Source organism: Nocardioides sp. Z40_12 (assembly GCF_058215795.1).
Window position 1 is genome coordinate 126,890 of the sequence record NZ_JBZAJA010000001.1, and the last position, 21,625, is coordinate 148,514.

Annotated in this window: 23 protein-coding genes and 1 tRNA gene; 7 read left to right on the forward strand and 17 right to left on the reverse strand. The window is 71.2% G+C overall.

Translation table 11 applies throughout. From position 1 onward, the window contains the following. Positions 1-40: 40 nt before the first annotated feature. Positions 41-205, forward strand: a complete 165-nt coding sequence (locus AC4BG9_RS00615) for a DUF8730 family Cys-rich protein (protein WP_489965000.1) — start codon at positions 41-43, stop codon at positions 203-205. Positions 206-232: 27 nt separating this feature from the next. Here AC4BG9_RS00615 and AC4BG9_RS00620 read toward each other — a convergent pair whose 3' ends face one another. Next, positions 233-1,252 (reverse strand): zinc-dependent alcohol dehydrogenase family protein, encoded by a 1,020-nt coding sequence (locus tag AC4BG9_RS00620; RefSeq protein WP_490569146.1) that lies wholly within the window; start codon positions 1,250-1,252, stop codon positions 233-235. 198 nt (positions 1,253-1,450) lie between these two features. Between AC4BG9_RS00620 and AC4BG9_RS00625 the strand changes: the two genes are divergently transcribed. Continuing rightward, positions 1,451-2,821: a calcium-binding protein gene (locus AC4BG9_RS00625; RefSeq protein ID WP_490569147.1), complete on the forward strand. Its 1,371-nt coding sequence runs from the start codon at positions 1,451-1,453 to the stop codon at positions 2,819-2,821. A 16-nt stretch (positions 2,822-2,837) separates the two neighbouring features. After that, a complete protein-coding gene (locus AC4BG9_RS00630; RefSeq protein WP_490569148.1) occupies positions 2,838-3,278 on the forward strand; it encodes a hypothetical protein in 441 nt (146 codons plus the stop codon). 553 nt (positions 3,279-3,831) lie between these two features. Here AC4BG9_RS00630 and AC4BG9_RS00635 read toward each other — a convergent pair. From AC4BG9_RS00635 to AC4BG9_RS00690, 12 genes are all read right to left on the reverse strand, one after another. Further along, a complete protein-coding gene (locus AC4BG9_RS00635) occupies positions 3,832-4,689 on the reverse strand; it encodes a hypothetical protein (RefSeq protein WP_490569149.1) in 858 nt (285 codons plus the stop codon). Positions 4,690-5,473: 784 nt separating this feature from the next. Continuing rightward, positions 5,474-5,830, reverse strand: a complete 357-nt coding sequence (locus AC4BG9_RS00640; RefSeq protein WP_490569150.1) for a DUF2185 domain-containing protein — start codon at positions 5,828-5,830, stop codon at positions 5,474-5,476. Between the two features lie 57 nt (positions 5,831-5,887). Next, positions 5,888-6,478, reverse strand: a complete 591-nt coding sequence (locus AC4BG9_RS00645) for a hypothetical protein (RefSeq protein WP_490569151.1) — start codon at positions 6,476-6,478, stop codon at positions 5,888-5,890. 9 nt (positions 6,479-6,487) lie between these two features. Next, the gene (locus AC4BG9_RS00650; RefSeq protein ID WP_490569152.1) at positions 6,488-7,261 is read right to left on the reverse strand and encodes an HNH/ENDO VII family nuclease; all 774 of its coding nucleotides are present in this window, start codon (positions 7,259-7,261) and stop codon (positions 6,488-6,490) included. 198 nt (positions 7,262-7,459) lie between these two features. Next, positions 7,460-7,849 (reverse strand): hypothetical protein, encoded by a 390-nt coding sequence (locus tag AC4BG9_RS00655; RefSeq protein ID WP_490569153.1) that lies wholly within the window; start codon positions 7,847-7,849, stop codon positions 7,460-7,462. Then, entirely contained in the window at positions 7,846-8,250 is a 405-nt protein-coding gene (locus AC4BG9_RS00660; RefSeq protein WP_490569154.1) for a hypothetical protein, read from the reverse strand. The genes AC4BG9_RS00655 and AC4BG9_RS00660 overlap by 4 nt, the downstream gene beginning before the upstream one ends. 318 nt (positions 8,251-8,568) lie before the next feature. Continuing rightward, positions 8,569-8,642, reverse strand: a tRNA-Met gene (locus AC4BG9_RS00665). A 49-nt stretch (positions 8,643-8,691) separates the two neighbouring features. Then, positions 8,692-11,568 carry a UPF0182 family membrane protein gene (locus AC4BG9_RS00670; protein ID WP_490569155.1) on the reverse strand — a complete coding sequence of 959 codons (2,877 nt, stop codon included), beginning with the start codon at positions 11,566-11,568 and terminating at the stop codon, positions 8,692-8,694. A 71-nt stretch (positions 11,569-11,639) separates the two neighbouring features. Beyond that, positions 11,640-12,191, reverse strand: a complete 552-nt coding sequence (locus tag AC4BG9_RS00675) for a PPA1309 family protein (RefSeq protein ID WP_490569156.1) — start codon at positions 12,189-12,191, stop codon at positions 11,640-11,642. Further along, complete coding sequence (locus AC4BG9_RS00680) at positions 12,188-13,240, reverse strand: YlbL family protein (protein ID WP_490569157.1); 1,053 nt, start codon at positions 13,238-13,240, stop codon at positions 12,188-12,190. The genes AC4BG9_RS00675 and AC4BG9_RS00680 overlap by 4 nt, the downstream gene beginning before the upstream one ends. Before the next feature lie 26 nt (positions 13,241-13,266). Next, positions 13,267-13,524: a hypothetical protein gene (locus tag AC4BG9_RS00685; RefSeq protein WP_490569158.1), complete on the reverse strand. Its 258-nt coding sequence runs from the start codon at positions 13,522-13,524 to the stop codon at positions 13,267-13,269. 48 nt (positions 13,525-13,572) lie between these two features. Then, complete coding sequence (locus AC4BG9_RS00690; RefSeq protein WP_490569159.1) at positions 13,573-14,004, reverse strand: molybdenum cofactor biosynthesis protein MoaE; 432 nt, start codon at positions 14,002-14,004, stop codon at positions 13,573-13,575. An 89-nt stretch (positions 14,005-14,093) separates the two neighbouring features. Between AC4BG9_RS00690 and AC4BG9_RS00695 the strand changes: the two genes are divergently transcribed. Together AC4BG9_RS00695 and AC4BG9_RS00700 are read left to right on the forward strand one after the other, a co-directional pair. Beyond that, entirely contained in the window at positions 14,094-15,473 is a 1,380-nt protein-coding gene (locus AC4BG9_RS00695) for a zinc-dependent metalloprotease (RefSeq protein WP_490569160.1), read from the forward strand. After that, positions 15,470-16,087 (forward strand): NUDIX hydrolase, encoded by a 618-nt coding sequence (locus AC4BG9_RS00700; RefSeq protein WP_490569161.1) that lies wholly within the window; start codon positions 15,470-15,472, stop codon positions 16,085-16,087. The genes AC4BG9_RS00695 and AC4BG9_RS00700 overlap by 4 nt, the downstream gene beginning before the upstream one ends. Here the strand turns inward: AC4BG9_RS00700 and AC4BG9_RS00705 are convergent. The 4 genes from AC4BG9_RS00705 to AC4BG9_RS00720 all read right to left on the reverse strand — a co-directional run bounded on the left by AC4BG9_RS00705 (position 16,021) and on the right by AC4BG9_RS00720 (position 20,299). Further along, the gene (locus tag AC4BG9_RS00705) at positions 16,021-16,554 is read right to left on the reverse strand and encodes a M48 metallopeptidase family protein (protein WP_490569162.1); all 534 of its coding nucleotides are present in this window, start codon (positions 16,552-16,554) and stop codon (positions 16,021-16,023) included. The two genes, AC4BG9_RS00700 and AC4BG9_RS00705, sit on opposite strands and share 67 nt — an antisense overlap. A gap of 9 nt (positions 16,555-16,563) precedes the next feature. Next, a complete protein-coding gene (locus AC4BG9_RS00710) occupies positions 16,564-17,601 on the reverse strand; it encodes a PHP domain-containing protein (protein WP_490569163.1) in 1,038 nt (345 codons plus the stop codon). 322 nt (positions 17,602-17,923) lie between these two features. Beyond that, complete coding sequence (locus AC4BG9_RS00715; protein ID WP_490569164.1) at positions 17,924-19,444, reverse strand: Vgb family protein; 1,521 nt, start codon at positions 19,442-19,444, stop codon at positions 17,924-17,926. 24 nt (positions 19,445-19,468) lie between these two features. Then, positions 19,469-20,299, reverse strand: coding sequence for an enoyl-CoA hydratase/isomerase family protein (locus AC4BG9_RS00720; protein WP_490569165.1), 831 nt, complete (start codon positions 20,297-20,299; stop codon positions 19,469-19,471). Between the two features lie 179 nt (positions 20,300-20,478). Between AC4BG9_RS00720 and AC4BG9_RS00725 the strand changes: the two genes are divergently transcribed. Beyond that, positions 20,479-20,637: a DUF5679 domain-containing protein gene (locus AC4BG9_RS00725; RefSeq protein ID WP_181312372.1), complete on the forward strand. Its 159-nt coding sequence runs from the start codon at positions 20,479-20,481 to the stop codon at positions 20,635-20,637. Between the two features lie 152 nt (positions 20,638-20,789). Next, a complete protein-coding gene (locus AC4BG9_RS00730) occupies positions 20,790-21,614 on the forward strand; it encodes a hypothetical protein (RefSeq protein WP_490569166.1) in 825 nt (274 codons plus the stop codon). Positions 21,615-21,625: the final 11 nt, after the last annotated feature.

A 21,625-nucleotide genomic window follows, 5' to 3' on the forward strand; every position in this document is an offset into this window, starting at 1 on the left:
CCCTTCCCACAGTTCGACCACACCTCACAAGGAGAACCCCATGTGCCGTCCCACCACCTGCCGCACCTGCCAGAAGACCACCTGGGCCGGCTGCGGCCAGCACGTCGCCCAGGTGAAGGCCGCCGTCCCCGCAGGGCAGTGGTGCCCCGGGCACCCCGAGGAGGAGCGCCAGGGCGGCTGGCTCAGCCGTCTCCTCGGGCGCTGAACGCTGACGCCGTGACCGCCCCCGCGGTCACGGCGTCAGCAGCACCTTGATGGCCTCGCGCTGGTCCATGGCCCGGTAGCCGTCGGCCGCCTTCTCCAGCGGCAGGGTGAGGTCGAAGACCTTGCCCGGGTCGATCTCGCGGTCCCAGATGAGCCGGATCAGCTCCGGTAGGTACCGCCGCACCGGTGCCGGCCCACCGTGGAGGTGGACGCCGGCCATGAAGAGCTCGTCGCCCGGGATGGCGACGTCGTGGGAGACCCCCACGAAGCCCACGTGCCCGCCGGGCCGGGTCGAGCCGATCGCCTGCATCATGGCCTCCTGCGTGCCGACCGCCTCGACGACCGAGTGGGCACCGAGCCCTCCGGTGAGCTCCTTGATGCGCTCCACCCCTTCCTCGCCACGCTGCTCGACCACGTCGGTGGCGCCGAACTCCCGGGCCAGCGCCTGCCGGTCCGCGTGGCGGCTGAACGCGATGATGCGCTCGGCACCCAGCTGCCTGGCGGCCAGGACGGCGAGCAGGCCGACCGCCCCGTCACCCACCACCGCGACGGTCTTGCCAGGCCCGGCCGCCGCGGCCGTGGCAGCGAACCAGCCGGTGCCGAGCACGTCCGAGGCCGCCATCAGCGACGGGATCAGCTCCGGGTCGGGCGCCCCCGGAGTGGCGACGAGCGTGCCGTCCGCGAGCGGGATGCGGGCCAGCTCGGACTGCGTGCCGATCATGCCCATCGGCACCCGCCGTACGCAGTAGGCCTGGTAGCCGGACCGGCAGATCTCGCAGGTGTTGTCCGAGGCCCAGAACGAGCCGACGACGAAGTCGCCGACCTTGACGGTGTGGACGTCGGAGCCGACCTCCTCGACGGTGCCGATGTACTCGTGGCCCATCACCTGGTGGTCGACCGGCTCCGCGCCCCGGTAGGGCCACAGGTCGCTGCCGCAGATGCAGGTGGCGGCGAGGCGGAGGATCGCGTCGGTGGGCTCGATGATCCTCGGATCCTGGCGATGCTCCACCCGCACCTCGCCCGGACCCTGCATGACTACCTGGCGCATCGCGTGCACTCCTCTGCCTCGGCCCCCGGGGTCTCGCGGTGGCGACGGCGCCGCCCTCTCCAGTGAACGCCCGCGCGCCCGGATCTGTCGATCCTGGCGACGTGTCACCCTGCCTCCAGTCGGCAGCAACCTTTCGTTCCGTTGCCGAGTCTCACTCCACGCCCGGCAAGACCCGCCACACCTCCAGGAGCACATCCCATGCGTATCCCCTCCCACGCCGTGATCGGTGTGGCCGCCGCCCTGTCCGTCGCGACACTCGGCGTCGGGCCCGCCCAGGGCGTGAGCCGCGCCAGCGCCCCGGACCAGACGTGCGACGGCATGGTGGCCACGATCATCGTTCCGCCCTCGTCGGGTCCCGCCTCGTGGGTGGTCGGGACGCCCGGCGACGATGTGATCGTCGGGACCGAGGGCGGAGACCTGATCGACGGGGCAGGTGGCGACGACACCATCTGCGGCCTCGACCGCGCCGACCAGATCCGCGGCGGCCCGGGCAACGACCGGCTCTTCGGCGGCGGCGACCTCTGGAACGACGACTACTGGGGCGACGTGATCCAGCCCGGCCCCGGCGACGACTACGTCGACCTGGAGTCGGAGGTCGGCCCCGCCGGCCTCGACCCGTCCGAGTGGGTCTACTCCGACAAGGTCTCCTACGCCGACGCCCCCGGGCCGGTCACCGTCGACCTGGGGGCACTCACCGCCACGGGGGACGGCCACGACACGTTCGCCCCGACCCCGGCTGACAAGTACACCGGGATCATCGCCTCGCCCCACGACGACGTGCTCCTCGGAGGGCCCGCGCACGACCAGATCCTGGGCGGCGGTGGGGACGACGTGATCACCGGCGGTCCCGGCGACGACGAGCTGGACGGCGATGCCGCCGGCGACCCCCCGATGAGCCAGGAGGCGCCCGCGCCGGTGCCGGGCGACGACGTGATCAGCGGCGGTCCCGGCGACGATGTGGTCTCGGGGGGTCACGGCACCGACCAGATCAGCGGCGACGAGGGCGACGACTTCGTGGTCGGTCAGCGCGACTCGGTCGACTCCTTCCTCCTCGGCGGCCCGGGCGACGACCTGCTCGCCACCCTCGCCGGCACGGTGGCGCGAGGCGGGTCCGGCGACGACGTGTTCCGGGTGGAGATCGAGCGGGACCGGCCGGGCCGGCCGACGCGCACCCTCGCCGGAGGCCAAGGCAGGGACCGGGTGGACTTCCACACCTACGGCGGTCCTCAACGCCCCTACGGCATGGTGATCCACGTGCCGAAGCGCCGGGTCACCCAGCACGGCCGTGTTCTGGCGAGGCTCACGGGGGTCGAGAAGTTCCTGCTCACCGGCAACACCGCGCCGGGGCGGGCCACGTTCCGCGGGGGACCCAAGCCCGAGCTGTTCCGGGTGTACGCCTACGGGTTCCCGGTACGTGCCTTCGGAGGCGGCGGCAACGACGTCCTCGTCGGCGGCAACCGCAACGACCTCCTCCACGGCGGCCCCGGCCGGGACCGGCTCGACGGAAAGAGGGGCAGCGACCGTTGCCTGGCCGGGGAGCGGCTCACGTCGTGCGAGCGGCGTCGCTGAGTGCGAGGGGCCGGTGGTGTGGGGCCGTGACTTCCAGCCGCCCATGGGCTCCTACTTCGGGATCGCCGTCGCGCCGGGCGACCCGCGCTCGGGTCGCCCGCAAGATCACGACTGGACCCGACCGTTGACTGGCCTGCTCTGGCGCCTGCTTCTCCTGGGGCTCCTCGGAGTGTGGACGGTGGCAGCCCTGGCGTATGGCGTCTTCCTGACCGAGCTCCCGGAGTCGGGCACCCAGGAGATCTGCCAGGTCAGGCAACAGGCCTTCGTCGTCGAGGCGTGGGAGCAGGCCGAGCGCGACGCCGGGTGGTGGCAGTTCCCCAGCGCCTGCAACCACGAGTACAGCCTGGTCCCGAGCTGGTGGGCGCTGGCGCTCTTGCTCCCCACCCTGGCATCGGCGCACGTCGTGAGGACGCTGCTACGCGGAGGGAGGAGGTCCGACACGGAGGCACGCGGCTGAGATGCGAACCAGGGAGCGGCTGACGTCATGGTCCTGCCGAGCGTGACGGCGCGACTCCGCGCTGTTCACGCTGTTCAAGGGGGAACTTCCAGGGAAGCGCCAGAAAAGCAACAGGGCCTGATCTGCGTTTCCGCAGACCAGGCCCTGTTCTTTGTAGCGGGGCACTGTTTGATCCCGCGCACCTTGGCTTGTTAGGTGGTCTCATCGACGCTCACTTCCCTGGCCGTGCCCCACATCGCACCCTGCACCGGAGGCTCACGCCCCGTGCCGCTGACACAATCGGTTCGACAATCAGAGTGCCGTCGACGTGACCCTGTGCAATGCCTCAACGGTAGCGGCGTAACGCCACGGCCGGCCCGGCGACCTCCTCTGTCGCTACGTTGCCCGCATGTGGTTCCGCGAGGTCGAGGTTCCGGACGAGCTGGTCGAGGCAGCAACGGAGGGCAAGCTCCTGCTCCTCGATAAGGCCTGGGAACGACACACATCCTTCCAGTGACGCCACAGCGCCACAGTTCAGATGTCACATATCCGTGAAGCAGCAGTCCCGGGGACGTCAGCGGCGCACCTTCACCTTCACGATCTTGCGCTTGGCGACGTGCCCGGACCTGTCCTTGGCGTCGAGCCGAACGAACATGGTGCCCGGGGCGGGCTTGCGCTCCGGCTTCCACTGCCACCCCTGCATTCCCCGACTCAGATCGAGCTTCTTGTGCCCCTTCCCCGAAAGCCCCAAGGGGGTGAAGGCGGCGTGCTTCATCGCGGCACTCCATGCCCTCTCCTTCGACTTCACCGGGACCCATCCCCTGGCCTTGATCTCGGCGAACCACCCGTCGTCGGTCTTCAACACCGCCCTCAGCTGCACGGTCATGGCACCGGACTGCCGCTCGAGCACGTCGCCGAAGATACGAGCCTTCCTCGGCGTGGTCTTGCGGGGGGACGCCACCCGGATCACCGGGATGTCGGTGTCGGCCAGGATCGTCATCGGGTGATGCGCCCACTCAGCGATCGGCGTCTGCGAGTCCTCGTAGGACAGGTAGGCCGACGTGGGGGTGAAGACCCCCGGGGTCGTGTAGTAGATCCAACGCGCAAAATGCGTGTTGCCGTACCCGTTGTACCCGTCGATCGCGCTCCCGTCCCCACGCTTGATGACCCACGGCTGCCACTCCTTCGCGTAGCCCGGATCGAGTTGCTTGCGGAGCACCGCCCAGGTCTCCCCGACGTACCCGGTGTAGTCGTCCAAGGTCGGGTCCAGCTTGGCGTAGTCGCGCTTGAACGACCATGGGGATTCGGCCGGTACCGTCAACCCCCACGGGTTCGCCGGGTCCACGGCAGCCGGGGCGGCCGGGGCGGTGAGCGCACCGGCGGCTAGGGCTCCGGTCAGAGCGGTGGCGAGCGCGGCGAGAGGAAGACTCACGTGTTCTCCGTTCACGAGGCGCCGGAGCGCGGGAGGAGCACCATCTCTGGGATGGCGCTCCACGGGTGGTGCCCGGACGCTAGCGGCCCCGTCGGCGTACTGACCGATGAACCGACGAACACGACACGGCTGCAAGTTGGCGCGGGCATGGCGTCGGTGACGGTGCCGCAACGACGGCCCGGCCAGTGGCCTGCCGACGCGCGCCCGTCAAGCAGGCCGGTCGTCAAGGAGCCACGGCGGTGCAGAGAATTCTTCCCACCCGGGATCCGCAGCAAGGGGAGTTGGGTCTGGGACGGACACACCAGTAGGAGCCAGCGCGGGGCCAGCGGTCTGCCGCCCGCCAGGTCTTGATGGTGTGCATGAGGGCAATGCCCTCGGCCAGGGTGGCCCTGACCTTCTGCTGGGTGCCCCGACCGACCGAAGATGCCGAACGGGTCGGGCTGAGCCAGCGGCAGAACCGGGCCCGGCTGGACCCAGCCGGCCGCGGTCTTGGTGAACGTCAGGCGCTTGCCGTGGACGATGATCTTCTGGCCGATGGGGACCTGAGTGAGGACCGGTGTTTCACCAACTCCTCCCCCGCCGTCTGGCCGGCACTTCGCCGGCTCACCCGGGCAAGGCCCGGCGGCCCGTGCAACACCTCACGGTGGGTGCCGACGGGGCCAGGATGATGTGCGTCACCTGCCCGGGCCGGCTGGCAGCAGTGCGCTTGTGTGCGAGGAGCAGGAGTCAGTCCCCCGCGTGAATCTTGTCCGCGGTGCCGCAGACCCGGCGTAACCCGAGCTCGTCATCCTCCCGGGACGTACAAGGCCTCCCGGGGGACTGCCTTCCCCGTGGCGGTGTCGACGACACGGATGCCGTTGCCCTCGTCGACCATCTGCAGGTCCGAGCCGACGGGAAGGTTCCAGATGCCGATGAGGGCAGGTTCGATCTCGCAGACCCGGTTGAAGTCGACGATGGTCAGGTTGTCGGCGTCGTGGAGGTACTCGCTGGTGTCGATGGAGCTGAAGATGCGCCACCCGTTGTCTGCCCGGGCCTGGGAGTCCTCGCGGACCATCCACCGCACCCGCCCGGCGCCGGACAGGACGTTCTTCGACACCAGGCACGCGCCCGCGTTGGGGATGAACTGCGTCGTCTCGGACATGCTTCGGTCTCCCGGGGGGTCGCTGCCGCGGCTTTGTGGCGGATCCGCTGACAGGGATCAGGGTGCCTGGTTGGCCGGCGCGGGCAGTGGGACCCCTCGTTCGATCAGGAGCGCCTCGGCCCTCTCGACGAGCTCCCCGCGCCGCGCGTACCACTTGCGCAGGTTCACCAGGACCGGTCGGCCGCCCTGCCCGGGGGCGAGCAGGTCGATGTCGGGCCGGGACAGGAGGACGTCGTAGAACGGGCGCAGTGTCGCGTCGTTGAACTTGTACTTGCCCGCGATGGTCTCCAACGGGGTCCCGAAGTTCGGGTAGATGTCGTTCACGTCCGCTCCCATGTTCAGCATCCGCTCCAGCAGGGCCGGTTCGGTCTCGAAGTCGTGGCTGTTGGCGCCGAGGAGCACGTGCAGCGGGTGGAACCTGTGCACGTTCACGTCGTCGTCGAGCAGCCTGTTCGCGATCGCCACCCGGGCCTGCGGGTCCGTGTTGCCCAGCGCCCGGGTGAGGAGCGTGCCGCCGGTGTACTCGAAGTGGACGAACGACGGGTCGTAGACCTCCTCGAACTGCTCCAGGGTCCCCTTCGTCAGCGCTGCGTACAGCGCGGCCGTGTCGCGGGGGCGGCCGCCGTCGTTCGCTGTTTCCCTTCCCATGAGCTGACCCTATCTACCTCGGGGGATCGCTTCGTCGATCCCAGATCTGTTTCGGCCCGGATGGGCCACCTCGTAGAGCTCCGGGTCCCGGTAGCGCTCCAAGAAGACACTCTTGGGAATCTCTCCGCGCAGGTACTCCTCCCGCAGCGTGCGGTACTCCTGCCCGCGGACGTGGCCCATGTCCCAGACGCCGGCACGGGGTTGGCCCGGCTTCCAGTCGATCTTCACGAAGTCGTCGTCCTTGTCCTGGACCCACACCTCCCCGGACTCGTCTTGGGCGTTGCGCCACACCTGCTCGACCTGTCCCTTTCCGTAAGCGGGCCGGCTGTTGGCGTACGGGAGCCTGTTGCCGTCCTCGTCGTATCCGTAGGACCCGGGCTCCCCGCTGCGGGGGAGCTTCCCGGTGACCCGGGCCCGCGACGTCCGCACCTTCAAGTACCTGGCCAGCACATCGCGGGCGGCGGCGACGCTGTCGACCGCTGCCGGCAGGGACTCCACGTCGGAGACGTCCCACAAGGAGGAGACAGCGTCGACGACCTTCTGGGCGTACGACATCACCTTCTGGGCGAAGTCGGCTGCTGCGCCCGGGCCGTCGAGAAGCGCGGTGGCGGCGTCCTTGAGCAGCTCGAACGTGTTCAGCTCCACTACCAGGTCCTGCATGAGGAGCCCGACGGCGTTACGGGTCAGCTCGACCTTTTGGGCGTAGGTGTGGCAGGCGTCGGCCAGGTTTCGGCACGCGTCGGCGAGCACCGGGGCTGTCTGTGCGACCTCGAGGACGGACACCACCGGCGACGCAGACCGACGAGGTGTCGCGGCGGACGAGTTTGCCTTCGGCCTTGCGACGCTTGAGTGTCGATTTCGACGCCATTCCGGGAAGGCCCTTGGCCTCCGCCATGGTGACGAGTGCGGTGGGGTCCACGCCCTCTGGGACATTGACCGTGACCTGGGTGGTCGTGCGGGTCAGGCTCGCCTGGAGTGACTTCACCTCGTCACGCACCATGGTCTCCAGCACCAGACCTCGCTCGTCCATGAAGACGGCGATGCGCTTGATGTTGCCCAGGTCGTCGTGGCGCGGTCGTGCTTGCCGCGCCACAGCTCGCTGTAGTACTCGGCGTGCCACGGGTCGGCCATGGCGCGGAAGTCGGTCCCGGCCAGCTTGGCCTGCTTGGTAGCGACGCGACCCTCGGCGCCGGGGACGGGGAGGTCGGTGCCGTTCTCGATGGCGGAGATGGCTGCTGCGATCCAGCGGTCGGTGGCCTCCTCGGTGGTGAAGGTGTAGGTCCGGCGCTTGGTGGCGCCGCGGTGGATCGGGAGGCTGGCGGTCCAGCCGACGTCGGTCTGCTTCTTGGACCCGGTCAGCTTGCGGCTCATGCTGCGCCGCCCTTGCGGACCAAGCCCTTGAGGAGGGCGATGGTGTTGGCGCGCTCGTCGGCGAGCGCGTGGGCAGCGGCGAGCTTCTCCTCGAGTCGGATGACCTGCTCGCGCAGGGCCTTGGTCTCCTTGGACTCGCGGCGAGCGGCGAGCTCGTTCTCGACCTGCTGGATCTGGGAAGGGTCGTGGACGCCAGAGGCGACGAGGTCGCTGACCGGGACGCGCCAGGTTTTGCGCCCGGTCTCATCCTGCACGGCGTTGGGCCAACGGCCCTGGCCGGAGTCGTTCCAGGTCTTGATGGTCTTGAGGTCGCGGCCGGTGAGGTCGGCGATCTCGCTGAGGGTCAGGGTGGTGTCGGGGCTGTAGGTGGCCGGTGTGTCGCCGGGCGTCGTGGGGGTCATGTGGGCGGACCGTCCGTAACCCCCCAGACCCCGACAATCCCGCCCACTGATCGGGCTCAACCTTGCTCGCGAGGTCACACCAAACTCCCCCGCTCGCCCCGTGTCGCCCCTGATCGGCGAAGGGAGACAGGGCACCACATGCGTGGACCGAACGTGGGGCGCACCTGGTGCGTCCGGGTCCACGGGGGGGGTGTGACGCGCACAATGAAGCCGACAATCGGCCGAAAAAAGAGCGCCTTGAGCCACTACATATGGCCCGAAATGCACCTGGCCCCCACATGATGTGGGGGCCAAGGTGCGAATCTTTCGATTCCTTTGTAGCGGGGGCAGGATTTGAACCTGCGACCTCTGGGTTATGAGCCCAGCGAGCTACCGAGCTGCTCCACCCCGCGTCGGTGAACAGAACAGTACGTGATGCGCGGGGTGGAGCCAAATCCGGGGTCAGTTCCCCGTTTCGTAGAGCTCGGCCGCCTCCTCCACGAGCGCCTGCGCCTCGTCCAGGGCCTCGGCCCACGCGACGGTGTCGCCCTCGCGCTGGGCCGCGTTGGCCTCCTCGAACTTCGACGCCGCCTGGTCGAGCAGGCGGCGCACCTGCTGGCTGACCGAACCGCCTTCGTCCGGAGGCGTCTCCCCCTCCTCCGGGGTCTCCTCGGTCTCGGGGGGCGGCCCCGCGGACTCGGCGTCCTCGACCCCGAGCACGTCGGCGATGGCCCCACGCAGGGTGGTGTCGATGCCGACCTGCCCGCCGTAGGAGACGAGCACGAAGCTCAGGATCGGATAGGCGGACTCCGAGGTGTCACGCGCCGCGTAGAGCGGCTGCACGTACATCAGCCCGTCGCCGACCGGCATCGTCAGCAGGTTGCCGTAGCGCGGGTTGATCCCACCCTGGTCGAAGGAGAAGAGCTCGTCTCGCACCTCTTCGTCCGAGGCGATCTCGTTGGCCACCTGGGTGGGGCCGTTCGTCCGTTCGTCGGCGAGCTCGAGCGCCTGGATCTTGCCGTAGTCGTCGCTGGTGGCATCGGAGTTGACCGAGACGAACGCCGCCAGGTTGCTCTTGCCCCGCGGCACGTAGACCGAGGAGAGCGACCAGACCTGGTCGTCGGTGTCGCTGGTCTCCGACTCGTCGGCGACCTCCTCGCCGGCGGCACGCTGCGGGTTGAGGAAGAACCGGTACGGCGGCTGCAGGTTGCCGTCGGAGTTCGGGTCCTCCGGGACCTCCCAGCGGTTGTTCTCCGCGTACCAGTCCTTCGGGTCGGTCACGTGGTAGCGGGCCAGCTGGTAGCGCTGCGCCTTGAAGAGGTCCTCCGGGTAGCGCAGGTGCGCCCGCAGCGACTCGGGGATCTCCTCCTTGTCCTGCACCACGTCGGGGAAGACGCCGCGCCAGGCCTTCAGGATGGGGTCCTCCTCGTCCCACTCGTAGAGCTTGATGGTGCCGTCGTAGGCGTCCACGGTGGCCTTGACCGCGTTGCGCGCGTAGTTGATCTCGTCGGTCGGCAGGGTCTGGAAGCCGGGCGCCTGCTGCAGCGAGTCGTCGGTCATGTCCTCGAAGGACTCCCGCTGCGCCATCGGGTACTGGTCGGTGACCGTGTAGCCGTCGAGGATCCACTGGATCCGGCCGTCCACCACGGCGGGGTAGGGGTCGGCGTCGACGGTGAGCCACGGCGCGACCTTCTCCACCATGGTGCGCGGGTTGCGGTCGTAGAGGATCTTGCTGTTCTCGTTGACCCGCGAGGAGAGCAGGATGTTGGGCTCCCCGTACTTCACGGCGTAGAGCACCTGGTTGAACAGGCCCCCGACCGGAACCCCGCCCTTGCCCTCGTAGGTGGTGGTCTGGCTGGTGTCGTCCTCGCCGCGCGGCAGGTCGAGCTCGAGGTCGCGACCGTCGGAGTTGCCGACGATCGAGTACGACGGGCTCGACTCGCCGAAGTAGACGCGCTGCTCGTAGCCCTCGGCCTCGATCTCGGTCAGGGCGCTCTGGTTGTCCTCCTGGCCCTCGGCCCACTGGATGCCCGAGGCCTGGTTGCGGTTGTCCCCCGGGCGCTGGTTGGCGTAGGCCGCGATCATCCCGGTGCCGTGGGTGTAGACGGTGTGCAGGTTGGACCAGTTGCGGGCCGAGTCGGCCAGCCCCTCCTGGTCGAGCTCGCGGACGCCGAGCACCACGGCCCGCTCCTCGCCGTCGAGCAGGTAGCGGTCGACGTCGAGCACGTCGGCCACCGAGTAGTAGGCCCGGACCTGCTGCTGCTGCTCGAAGGTCGGCCGGACCAGCTGCGGGTCGACCAGCGGCACCGACGAGGTCTCCTCGTCCAGGGTCGCCAGCTCGGCCTCCAGGTCGGGGTTGGAGGTGTAGCGGTTCACCTCGACGTCGTCGATGTCGTAGGCGGCGCGGGTGGCGGCGATGTTCTTCTCGATGTACGGCGCCTCGCGGTCGGCCTCGCTCGGGGAGACCTGGAACCGCTGCACCGCGCCCGGCCAGACCAGACCCAGCAGGATCGCCGAGAGGGCCAGCAGGGCCACCCCCACGGACGGCAGCACCCAGGTGCGCCGCCAGATGTTGAGGAAGAAGAGCAGGGCGCAGATGGCCGCGATCCACAGCAGGATGTTCTTGGCCGGCAGCACCGCGTTCTCGTCGGTGAAGCCCATGCCGGTGAAGAGGTTGCCGTCGCGGTTGAGCAGGTCGAAGCGGTCCAGCCAGTAGTCGACGCCCTTGGCGAGGACGAAGAGGCCCAGCAGCGCCGAGAACTGGGCCTGGGCGGCCGGGCTGAGCCGGTCTCGGCTGACCTGGAGCCTGATCCCGCCGTACAGGTAGTGCACGACCGCCGCGGCCAGCAGGCCGAGGATCGCCAGGGCCATCACGTAGTCGACCACGAAGTGCCACCAGGGCAGGTCGAAGACGTAGAAGCCCACGTCACGGTTGAAGAACGGGTCCTCCTCGCCGAAGGAGACGCCGTTTCGCCACAGCGCGTACTGGCGCCACTGACCGGCCGCCGAGGCACCGGCGAAGAGGCCGACCACCACCGCGACCGCCGCGAGCAGCCACCCCTTCACCGGGGTCACCGCCTCGCGGTAGCGGTCCAGGCTGTCCTGCTCCATCGAGGCCGGGCGGAAGACCGGCCGGAAGCGGTAGGCGAGGTACATGTTGAGCGCGACCACGCCGCCCATCACCAGGCCGAAGGCCACGAAGAGCGCCACCCGGGTCCAGAGCAGCGTGCTGAAGACGCCGTCGAAGCCGAAGGAGCCGAACCACAGACGCTCGGTCCAGAAGGCCGAGAACGCCGTGAGCGCGAGGAACAGCACCAGCAGGATCGCAGCGGTGATCACCAACGCCCGTGATCGCTTCGGTGCAGCCGAAGGCTGCGCCGGAGGTCGCGCCGACTGGCCGAACATTCCACTCACTGGATCTCCTCTTCCTCGAACGTGCTGGCAAGCAGGGCGATGAGTCCCGGGACCAGGTCGGTCCCCGGGACGACCGCCTGCGGGTCGTCGTGGGCGCGCAGTCGCATCGCGCAGTAGCTGGAACCGCTGCGGGTGACGCCGGCGACCAGGCGCACCTCCTGGCGCAGCGGGTGGTGACGGGCGAACTCGCCGGCCTCGACCGGGTCCTCGGGGATCTGCTCGTCGAGCCCGGGCGGGAGCACGAGGCGCTCCAGGACCACCGCGGCCCCGTCGACCGTCTCGGGCCAGGCGATCTCCTCGAGCAGCTGCTCCAGCGGCTGGTCGCTGCGACCGGGCTCCTGCTCCACCGGGGTCAGGGACCCTTCGGCGGAGGCTTCGTCCAGCCCCATCGCCCGGGCCAGCTCGGGCTCGTTGGCCACGATGCGGGCGGTCTCCACGAGCGCGTAGAGCCGGGCCGGCTGGTCCCACCCCTGGTCGGCCACGTGGGACTCGATCTCCAGCACGGCGGTGGCCAGCGCCGGGTCGGGCACGGTCGACTGCTCGGTCACTGAGAGCTCCTCTCACAGGTGGGCAGGTCGGCATCAGGGTCCTCGACCCAGGCCTCGATCGCCTCCAGGGCCGAGTGGACCGAGTCGGCGCGGACCAGCCGCATGTCGCCGGCCTCGGCGCCGAGGGCCTCGTCGCAGTTGTCCGGCGGGACGAGGAAGAGCTTGGCCCCCACCTCGCGCGCCGCCGCGATCTTCTGGGCGATGCCCCCGATCGGACCGACGCTGCCCTCGGAGTCGACCGTGCCGGTGCCGGCCACGACCTCTCCCCCGGTCAGCGAACCCGGAGTGAGCGTGTCATAGACGGACAAGGCGAACAGCAGGCCGGCGCTGGGCCCGCCGATGTTGGAGTCGACCTCGACCGAGACGTCGAACGGGAACGAGTAGCCCGGCCCCGGGGTGATGCCCACCCGCTTGTCCCCGTCGACCATCGTCGGCGTCACGCTCACCGTGCGCCGCTCTCCGTCGCGCTCGACCACGAACTCCAGCGGCTCGCCGGCCTCGGCGGCGTCCACCGCCTCCACCACGTCCTGCGGCGAGGTGATCTTGCGGCCGCCCACCTCGAGCAGCACGTCGCGGACCTCGAGCTTGCCGTCCGCGGGCAGGTCGTCGCTGACGTCGAAGACCTCGACCACCTCCCCGACCTCCTGGCCGAGCTCGCGCAGCGCCACCGCGATGGCGGTGTCCTGGGAGGAGACCATCTGCACCGCACCCTGGCGCTCGGACTCCTCCGGGGTGGTGTCGGGCGAGTAGACGGCGTCGTAGGGCAGCACGGAGGCGTCGTCGTCGAACCACGCCTCGACCACCTCGAAGAGGTTGACGTTGGCCCGGGGGCGCGACACGTAGACGGTGGTCAGCCGCAGCTCGCCGTCGTCGCGGTAGGCCTTCTCACCCGAGACCTGGACAAGCTCCTCGCCGTCGTCCTCGCCGAGCACGTCGACGGTGATCCCCGGCTCGTAGGTGACGAAGGGCAGCGGGGTGAACAGGGCGGCGGCCCACAGGGCCAGGAGCAACGGCACGGCGAGGACGCCCGCCAAGGTCCGTTGACTCATGGCGCCACCCTCTCAAACCGGGGCAACTACGAGACTCTTCGGGTGGGCTCCGGCGATGACTGGCCCTTGCGGGCCTGCCGGACGGCGATCCCGGTGCTCCGGTCGCGCTCGCGGCCAGCCGGCGTCGCCGGGGTGGGCCGCTCGCGGGAGAGCTCGCGCGCGAGCCGCCGCAGCGCCACCTCGCGGTCCACCTCGCCGCGCCCCTCGCGGCCGAGCCACCCGACCCAGAGCATGGCCAGGCACGTCACCAGCAGGGACGGCGCGAGCCACCAGAGGATCTCCACCCCGCCAGCCTAGGCAGTGAGCAGGGCGGGTGGGGCCAGGCACGCCGCTCAGGTTGTGCCGACCCACTCCTCGTCGCCGTCGTCGAAGCGCTGGTGCTTCCACACCGGCACCTCGTTCTTGAGGGTGTCGATGAGCGCGCGGGAGGCGCGGAACGCCTCGTCGCGGTGGACCGCGGCGGTGGCCACCACCACGGCCACGTCCCCGATCTCCAGGGTCCCGACGCGGTGCACGGCCGCCACGGCCAGCACGTCGTGCTCCGCGGCCACCCGCTCGGCCACCTCGCGGAGCCGCCCGAGCGCGCTCGGGTGGGCGGAGTAGTCGAGGCGTCGGACGCCCTTGCCGCCGTCGTGGTCGCGCACCCGTCCGACGAAGAGCGTCAGCCCGCCGGCCGCCGGGTCGTCGAGGGCGGCCAGCACCTCCGCAACGTCCAGCGGGGACTCACGCAGGTCGACCAGGCGCACGGGGGCGGCAGCACTCACCCGCTCACTCTAGGACGATGCCCGCCTCCGCCGCCCGGACGAGGGCGCTGGCGCACCACCCGGCTGGGCGGGCCGAGTAGCCTCGGAGCATGAACGACACTCCAGGCCGACCCGGCGACGGCGACGAGAACCCGTTCAAGGGCACGCCTTTCGAGCAGCTCTTCGGCGCCCTCGGCGGCAGCCTCGGCAACCTCGGCGGCGGCCCTGGCGGTGCCGGCGGCGCCCAGATGCCCGACCTGTCCGCCCTGATGAGCCAGCTCCAGGGCCTCATGCAGCCCTACGACGGCCCCATCAACTGGGACTACGCCATCGACACGGCGCGCAAGACCGTCGCCCGGGCCCCCGACCCGTCCCCCACCCAGCAGCAGAAGGACGCCGTCGCCGACGCCCTCCGGCTCGCCGACCACTGGCTCGACCAGACCACCGACTTCCCGTCGGGCGTCACCACCGCGACGGCCTGGAGCCGTGCGGAGTGGATCGTGGAGACCACCCCGGTGTGGAAGCAGCTGGTCGAGCCGATCGCGGGCTCCGCCGTCGAGGCCCTCGGGCAGGCCCTGCCCGAGGAGGCCAGGGCCATGGCCGGGCCGCTGCTGGGCATGCTGAGCAAGGCCACCGGCGCCATGGTGGCGACCCAGGTCGGCCAGGGCATCGGCGCCCTGGCCGGCGAGGTGTGGGGCGCCACCGACGTGGGGATCCCGCTGGCCACGCCGGGCCGCGCCGCCCTGCTGCCGGCCAACCTGACCACCTTCGCCGAGGGGCTCGGCCTCGAGCACGACGACGTGCTCCTCTACGTCGCGCTCCGCGAGGCCGCCCACCACCGGCTCTTCGCCCACGTCCCGTGGCTCTCCGAGCACCTGATCGGGGCCATCACCGACTTCGCCCGGGGCATCGAGATCGACACCTCCGGGATCGAGGAGCAGCTCCGCGGGATGAACATCAGCGACCCCGCGTCGCTGCAGCAGGCCTTCGAGGGTGGTCTCTTCGACCTCTCCAGCTCGCCCCGGCAGAAGGCCGCGCTGGAGCGCCTCGAGGTGACCCTCGCCCTGGTGGAGGGCTGGGTCGACGAGGTCGTCGGCCAGGCCACGGCCGACCGCATGCCGGCGGCCGCCCAGCTGCAGGAGGCCGTACGCCGGCGCCGCGCGACTGGCGGTCCGGCGGAGCAGACCTTCGCCTCGCTGGTCGGGCTCGAGCTGCGGCCCCGGCGACTGCGCGACGCCTCCACCCTGTGGGGCTCGCTGCGCACCCGCCAGGGCACCGAGGGCCGCGACGGCGTGTGGATGCACCCGCACCTGCTGCCCACCGCGGCAGACCTCGACGACCCGCTGGGCTTCCGCGAGGGCGCGGTGCCCGCCGCCGAGATCTCCGAGGAGGACTTCGAGGCCGGGCTGCGCGACCTGCTCGACGGCCCCGGCGAGGGACCCGACGACGGCCCTGCTGACGCGGAGCCGGGCGAGCCGACCCAGGGGTGAGCCTGCACGCCGACGCGGTGCGCACCCTCGAGGGGTGGACGCCGGAGCCGGGCCGGCAGGAGGAGTTGCGCCGCGGCTACCTCGCGCACCTGGCCGACCACCCCGACGGGCTGGCGCGGGAGTGCTTCCCCGCCCACCTGACCGCCGGGGTGCTGGTGCTCTCCGCCGACCTGGACCGCGTCCTGCTCAACCTGCACCGCAAGGCCCGGCGGTGGTTCGCCTTCGGCGGCCACTGCGAGCCCGGTGACCGGACGCTGCACGGGGCCGCCCTGCGCGAGGGGCTGGAGGAGTCCGGGCTGCCCGGGCTGAGGATCGACCCGCGGCCGGTCCACCTCGACGAGCACACGGTCGGCTTCTGCGACCCCCGCGGCGACGTGCGGCACCTCGACGTCCGGTTCACCGCGCTCGCTCCCGCCGGCGCCGCGCACGCCACCAGCCAGGAGTCGCTGGACGTGCGCTGGTGGCCGGTCGACCGGCTCCCCGACGACCTCGAGGACGAGATGCGCGTCCTGGTCTCCTGCTCCCGCGCCCGGTGGGCGGAGCAGGCTCAGTCGACCAGTCCCTCGCTCCCCGGCGGGTCGACCTCGGCGGCGGCCGACCAGCCGAGCAGGTAGCCCCGGGCCCGCTCGGTGCGCGGGTAGCGGTTGACCCAGGCCCAGAAGTTGTCGTCGTGGCCCGGCTCCAGCAGGTGGGCCAGCTCGTGGACGAGCACGTAGTCGGTCACCCAGGTGGGCATCCCCTGCAGCCGGACCGAGAGCCGGATGGATCGGTCCCCGGGGCTGCACGAGCCCCAGCGGGAGCGCTGGTTGCCCACCCAGCGCACCGAGACCGGCTGAGCCAGGCCGCCGAAGTACTCGTCGTTGAGCTGGGTGGCCCGTACCAGCAGCTGCTCGTCCGAGGGCCGTTTCCTGGCCTCCGAGCGCTCGAGGCGGGCGACCATGTCCTCGACCCAGCGCGCCTCGTCCCGCTTGCTCATCGAGTCGGGGATCAGCACGACGATCCGGTCGCCCTCCCGGTAGGCCGACACGGTCCGGCGGCGCCGCCTGCTGCGACGCACCTCGACCGCCCCATCGGTGTCCATGGCGGCACGCTACTGGTTCGCCCAGGTCAGCAGGCGCTCCTTGGGCCACGTGTTGACGATCCGGTCCGGGTCGATGCCGGCCGCCTCGGCGCGCTCGCAGCCGTGGTCGAGGAAGTCCAGCTGGCCCGGGGCGTGGGCGTCGCTGTCGATGGAGAAGAGGCACCCGAGATCGCGAGCGAGCTCGAGGAGAGCCGTCGGGGGATCGCGGCGCTCCGGCCGGCTGTTGATCTCGACCGCGACCCCGTGCTCCGCGCAGGCCTCGAAGACCGCGCGGGGGTCGAACCGGCTCGGGGGCCGCACCCCGCGGCTGCCGGTCACCAGGCGCCCGGTGCAGTGACCGAGCACGTTGACCCGCGGGTGCGCGATGGCGGCCACCATCCGCCGTGTCATCGCCTCGGGCTCCATCCGCAGCTTGGAGTGGACACTGGCGACCCGGACGTCGAGCCGGGCCAGCATCTCCTCGCTCTGGTCCAGGGACCCGTCGTCGAGGATGTCGACCTCGATGCCCTTGAGCAGGGTGAAGCCGGTCCCGGCGAGGTGCTCGTTGACCGCGTCGACCACCTCGAGCTGGCGGGTCAGCCGCTCGGCGGAGAGCCCGTGGGCGACCTTGAGCCGCGGCGAGTGGTCGGTGAGCACCAGGTACTCGTGCCCCAGCTCGATCGCGGTGAAGGCCATCTCCTCGATCGGGGAACCCCCGTCGGACCAGTCGGAGTGGGAGTGGAGGTCGCCACGGAGCGCGTCCCGCAGCTCGCGCCCTCCCGGCACGAGCGGCCCGGCGCTCTCCTCCAGGGCCTGCAGCCGGGCCGGCCGGGTGCCGCGGGCGGCTTCCTCGACGACCTTCGCGGTGCTGGCGCCGATGCCCGGCAGCGAGGTGAGGGTGCCCGCGCTCAGGTGCTGGGTGAGCTCGTCCTCGCTCAGCCGGAGCAGGGCCGCCGCCGCGGAGCGGTAGGCCTTGACCTTGTAGGTGTCCTCGCGAGCCCGCTCCAGCAGGAAGGCGATCCGGCGCAGCGCGGCGACCGGCCCGCCGTCGTACTCGTGCTGGCTCACCGTTTCTCCTCCACAGGCCTCATGGCCTCGTCCTGGCTGGTCAGCCCGGGGCCGCGGCGGCCCGCCGGGCGTGTCCTGCACAGGATCGTCCCAGGGCGAGGGCCGGTTCTCCACCGTTATCCACGGGTTTCCACAGGTTCTTCCACAAGATGTCCTCAGGCGCGGAGCACCAGTCTGGGCGAAGTGGTTGACCGCTGCCCCCAGCGCTCCTAGCGTGAGCCCCAGTTGAGGCTCCCGGCCCACCCACGGGGACGTTCGCAAGGGGAAGGCACGCGTTCACGTGGCGGGCCGGGGGCCTCTTCCCTGTGTCGGGGAGGCCCCGTCAGCGGCGCAACCGGATCGTCCGGTCCCGCACCGCGTCCTCGGTCGTGCTGATCAGGGAGGCGCGCACCTTGACCGGCTTGCGGGAGACAGCCTTCTTGCCGGCCTTGTTGAGCCTCAGGACGACGGCCCGGCTACGGCCCGGCTTCACCCGGTAGCGCGTGGCGGCACTGAGGGGCTTCGCCTTCTTCTGGTGCCGCAGCACCGCAGTGCCGCGGCACGGACCGTCGGCGGACTTCGGGCAGGACACGGGCACCCGCACCTTGTTCTTCCGCACCCGCAGCGGCTTCTTGCCCGCCGCCACCTTGCCGACCGCCTCCGCCGGCGCCGGCGGCGCCGGCGGGGTGCCTGGGGGCTGGGTGCCGGGCGGCTGGGCACCGGGCTCCTCGAAGACCGAGCCGGTCCCCACGTCCACGTTGGTGGTCTGGAGGTCGGAGGGGTGCACCCGCACGAGGGAGTTGTTGCCGGAGTCGGTGAACCAGAGGTAGCCCTGCTGGTCGAAGGTGAGGTGGTTGCCCACGTACTCCCCGACCTTCGTGATCGCACCCTTGCCCTGGGCGTCGAGGTGTCCGATGCCCTTCCCGACCCCGCGGTTGGCGAACCACATGGCACCGTCCGGGCCCTGGACCAGTCCGGCCGGACCGGTGCGGGAGCCGGTCTCGAAGATCGTCGTCTGGCCGGTCGCCTGGTCGATCCAGCCGACCTGGCCGTAGGCGGGGCTCGTCAACCAGCTGGACGAGTAGCGGGAGAACCACATCGAGCCCACGGGGCCGGCGGCCAGCGAGCGAGTGTCCATGGCGTTCGGGGGCAGCGGGTAGGTCATGCCGCCGCTCGCGTCGGCGTTGAGCAGGATGAGCTTGTCGCTCCCGTCCTCGCACCACATCCCACCGTCGTGGGCCCGGGCGAGCAACCCGTCGCAGGGCGGGGCGTTCTCCGCCCAGACCGAGCCTCGGTCCGGCAGGATGCGCGCCACCCCGTTCTCGTCGTAGCTCATGGTGATCCACGGGACGCCGTCCGGGCCCATCTCGACGTCCTTGCCGTAGGGGTAGGGGCCGAGCGAGTAGGCGGTCGCGTTCTGCAGGTCGGGGTGGAGCCGCAGTGCCTGCCACCCGGAGTCGTAGACCACCCAGACCGAGCCGTCCGCAGCGACCGTCAGGTCCTGGACCCGCCCCTCCCCGGTGGTCGTCTCGCCGAGACCGAACTCGGTGACCACGCCCGCCGGGGTGATCCGGCCGATCTTGTTGACGGCCTCCATCTCGAACCACATGTCACCGTTGGGAGCGGTGACGATCTTGTCCAGCCCGGCCGCGCTGGTGTTCACGCCGAACGCCGTGTACATCCCGGAGCGCTCCGCGACCAGCCCCGAGGAGTCGGCCTCCAGCGCGAAGGTCTCCCCCGGCCTCGGAGCCGGCGTGCGCTCGCCCGCGACGCTCGGCGAGCCCGTCAGCACCACGCCGAAGGTGCCCACGAGCACGCTCGCCAGTGCGATGGCCGCCGTCCGGACCGTGCGGATCTGTCCCAATGGAATCTTCCCCCGTGTGTGCCCTCAGACGCCACGGAAGCGCGGCGACCTCTTCTCCTGGGCGGCCCGGATCCCCTCGTGCAGGTCGGCGGTCGCCATGGTGACCGGCTGTGCCAGGGCCTCCCAGTTCAGGGCACTCTGCCGGTCGGCATGGCCCCCGTCAAGGAGCGCCAGCTTGGTCAGCCGGGTGGCGATCGGCGCCGCGGCCGCGACCTGCGCAGCCGTCTCGAGCACGGTCTCCAGGAACCCGTCCTGCTCGATCACCCGGGAGACCAGACCGAGCCGCAGGGCCTCGTCGTCCTTGACCAGGCGGCCGGTCAGGAAGAGGTCGCGGGCCGCCGCGAGCCCCACCACCTCGGGCAGGAGGAACGTGCCGGCCATCCCCGGGTGCAGCCCGAGCTTGGTGAACGGCACCCCCATCCGGGCCCCGGCGGCCGCGTAGCGGATGTCGCAGGCCAGGGCGAGGCAGAGACCGGCGCCGATCGCAGGCCCGTTGATCGCGGCGATCGTCGGCACCTCCAGCGAGCGGATCGTGAGCCAGGCGCGATAGAAGGGGAGCATCCGGTCGCGCAGCCGGTCGACGCTCGCGTCGGGCTCGCTGGCGAGCCAGTCCAGGTTGCCACCGGAGCTGAAGGCGCTCCCCTCCCCTGTGACCACCACGACCCGCACCGAGCGGTCGGCGGCCAGCTCCTCGATCGTGGAGACCCAGGAGGCGGTCATCTCGTCCGACATCGCGTTGCGCTGGGTGGGGTTGTCCAGGGTCAGCAGCACCACCCCCTCGGACGGCCGGGAGACGGCGAGGTGCGGCAGGCGCCCGGGGTCGGTGGCGGCAGTGTCGGAGGTCACGTCAGGCATGGGGGCAGGGTACGCAGAGTGCGACGGTTCCACGCTCCACGGTGTGCCGTTCACGCCTGAGCCCACGCGTGGCGTAGGGTTTCGAACGGTCCGGGGCCATACGTCCCCAGACCCCGGCGGGCTTCCCCGAACCCCCCGTCGCGACGACCCGAAGATTTCTTATAGGCAAGGAGGCCGTCATGGCGGAGACCTGGAGCGGTGAGTTCTACTGCGTCAAGTGCAAGGAGAAGCGCGAGGCGGAGGGCGAGGTCAAGGTCAACGACAAGGGCACCCGGATGGCGAAGGCCGTCTGCCCTGAGTGTGGCACCAACCTCAACCGCATCCTCGGCAAGGCGTGATCGACGCCCCCCTGCGGTGAAACGAACGGCGTCGCCCCTCGGGGCGGCGCCGTTCGTGCGTCCCGGGCCGGCCGGGTGCGTCCCTGGCCGGCCGGGTGCGTCCCTGTGGAGGGGTGACGCCGCCCGGGCGCCGGAGGTGTCACGCTCGGCCCATGACCCGGCCCGACCTCGAGAGGCCCTACCGGCTACGGCGGGGCGTGCCGGTGCTGCCTCGCGCCCAGGGCATGGTCCAGGTCGGGCTGGATCCCGACCGCCGGGTGCTGCTGCCCCGCTCGCCGGCCGTCGAGCAGCTGCTCTCCGAGCTGGTCCGGGGTGCCGGGGAGCCGGCCGACCCACGGCTGCGGCCGGTGCTGACCCGTCTGCTCTCCCACGGCCTGGTCGTCGACGAGCCCGAGCGGGCGCACCGCCTCCGGTCGCGGGCCGAGGCGCGGATCCGGCTGCTGGGTCCGGCCCGCTGGTGTGCCGACCTCGCCGCGCTCCTGGCCGCCCACGGCCTGGTCCAGGTCAGCGTCCGCGAGCCCGGTGACCCGGTGGCCGCCGTCGGCCCGCCGGCCGACCTCACCGTGCTGCTCAGCGCCGGCGAGCCGTCGCGCGACCTCGTCGACGCCCTGGCCTACGACGGCGACGCCCTGCTCCTGGTCGCGGCCGTCGACGCCCGGATCCGGGTGGGCCCGTTCGTGCTGCCGGGCTCGACCGCCTGCCTGCGCTGCGTGGACGCCCACCTGGCCGTCATCGACCCGGCGCGTCCCGCGCCGCCCGATCCACTCCTGCTCGGCCCGGTCGAGCCCTCGCCGCTGCTGCTGCGCCACGCGCTCCTGCGCACGGTGGCCGACGCGGCGGCCTGGGCCGAGGGGCGGCTCCCCCGCGGCTGCTCCGCGACCACCTGGGTCGACGAGGACCTGGTCGAGGAGCACCAGGAGTGGGCCCGGCATCCGCACTGCGGGTGCAGCTGGGGAGATCTCCTGACTCCGGGCTGACGCCGTGGCGA

What these genes read in the sequence shown, in the direction of transcription:
- AC4BG9_RS00615 (WP_489965000.1), top strand. Translation starts at nt 41, where the DNA reads ATGTGCCGTCCCACCACCTGCCGCACCTGCCAGAAGACCACCTGGGCC.
- AC4BG9_RS00620 (WP_490569146.1), bottom strand. Translation starts at nt 1,252, where the DNA reads ATGCGCCAGGTAGTCATGCAGGGTCCGGGCGAGGTGCGGGTGGAGCAT.
- AC4BG9_RS00625 (WP_490569147.1), top strand. Translation starts at nt 1,451, where the DNA reads ATGCGTATCCCCTCCCACGCCGTGATCGGTGTGGCCGCCGCCCTGTCC.
- AC4BG9_RS00640 (WP_490569150.1), bottom strand. Translation starts at nt 5,830, where the DNA reads ATGTCCGAGACGACGCAGTTCATCCCCAACGCGGGCGCGTGCCTGGTG.
- AC4BG9_RS00645 (WP_490569151.1), bottom strand. Translation starts at nt 6,478, where the DNA reads ATGGGAAGGGAAACAGCGAACGACGGCGGCCGCCCCCGCGACACGGCC.
- AC4BG9_RS00655 (WP_490569153.1), bottom strand. Translation starts at nt 7,849, where the DNA reads ATGAGCCGCAAGCTGACCGGGTCCAAGAAGCAGACCGACGTCGGCTGG.
- AC4BG9_RS00660 (WP_490569154.1), bottom strand. Translation starts at nt 8,250, where the DNA reads ATGACCCCCACGACGCCCGGCGACACACCGGCCACCTACAGCCCCGAC.
- AC4BG9_RS00680 (WP_490569157.1), bottom strand. Translation starts at nt 13,240, where the DNA reads ATGAGTCAACGGACCTTGGCGGGCGTCCTCGCCGTGCCGTTGCTCCTG.
- AC4BG9_RS00695 (WP_490569160.1), top strand. Translation starts at nt 14,094, where the DNA reads ATGAACGACACTCCAGGCCGACCCGGCGACGGCGACGAGAACCCGTTC.
- AC4BG9_RS00705 (WP_490569162.1), bottom strand. Translation starts at nt 16,554, where the DNA reads ATGGACACCGATGGGGCGGTCGAGGTGCGTCGCAGCAGGCGGCGCCGC.
- AC4BG9_RS00720 (WP_490569165.1), bottom strand. Translation starts at nt 20,299, where the DNA reads ATGCCTGACGTGACCTCCGACACTGCCGCCACCGACCCCGGGCGCCTG.
- AC4BG9_RS00725 (WP_181312372.1), top strand. Translation starts at nt 20,479, where the DNA reads ATGGCGGAGACCTGGAGCGGTGAGTTCTACTGCGTCAAGTGCAAGGAG.
- AC4BG9_RS00730 (WP_490569166.1), top strand. Translation starts at nt 20,790, where the DNA reads ATGACCCGGCCCGACCTCGAGAGGCCCTACCGGCTACGGCGGGGCGTG.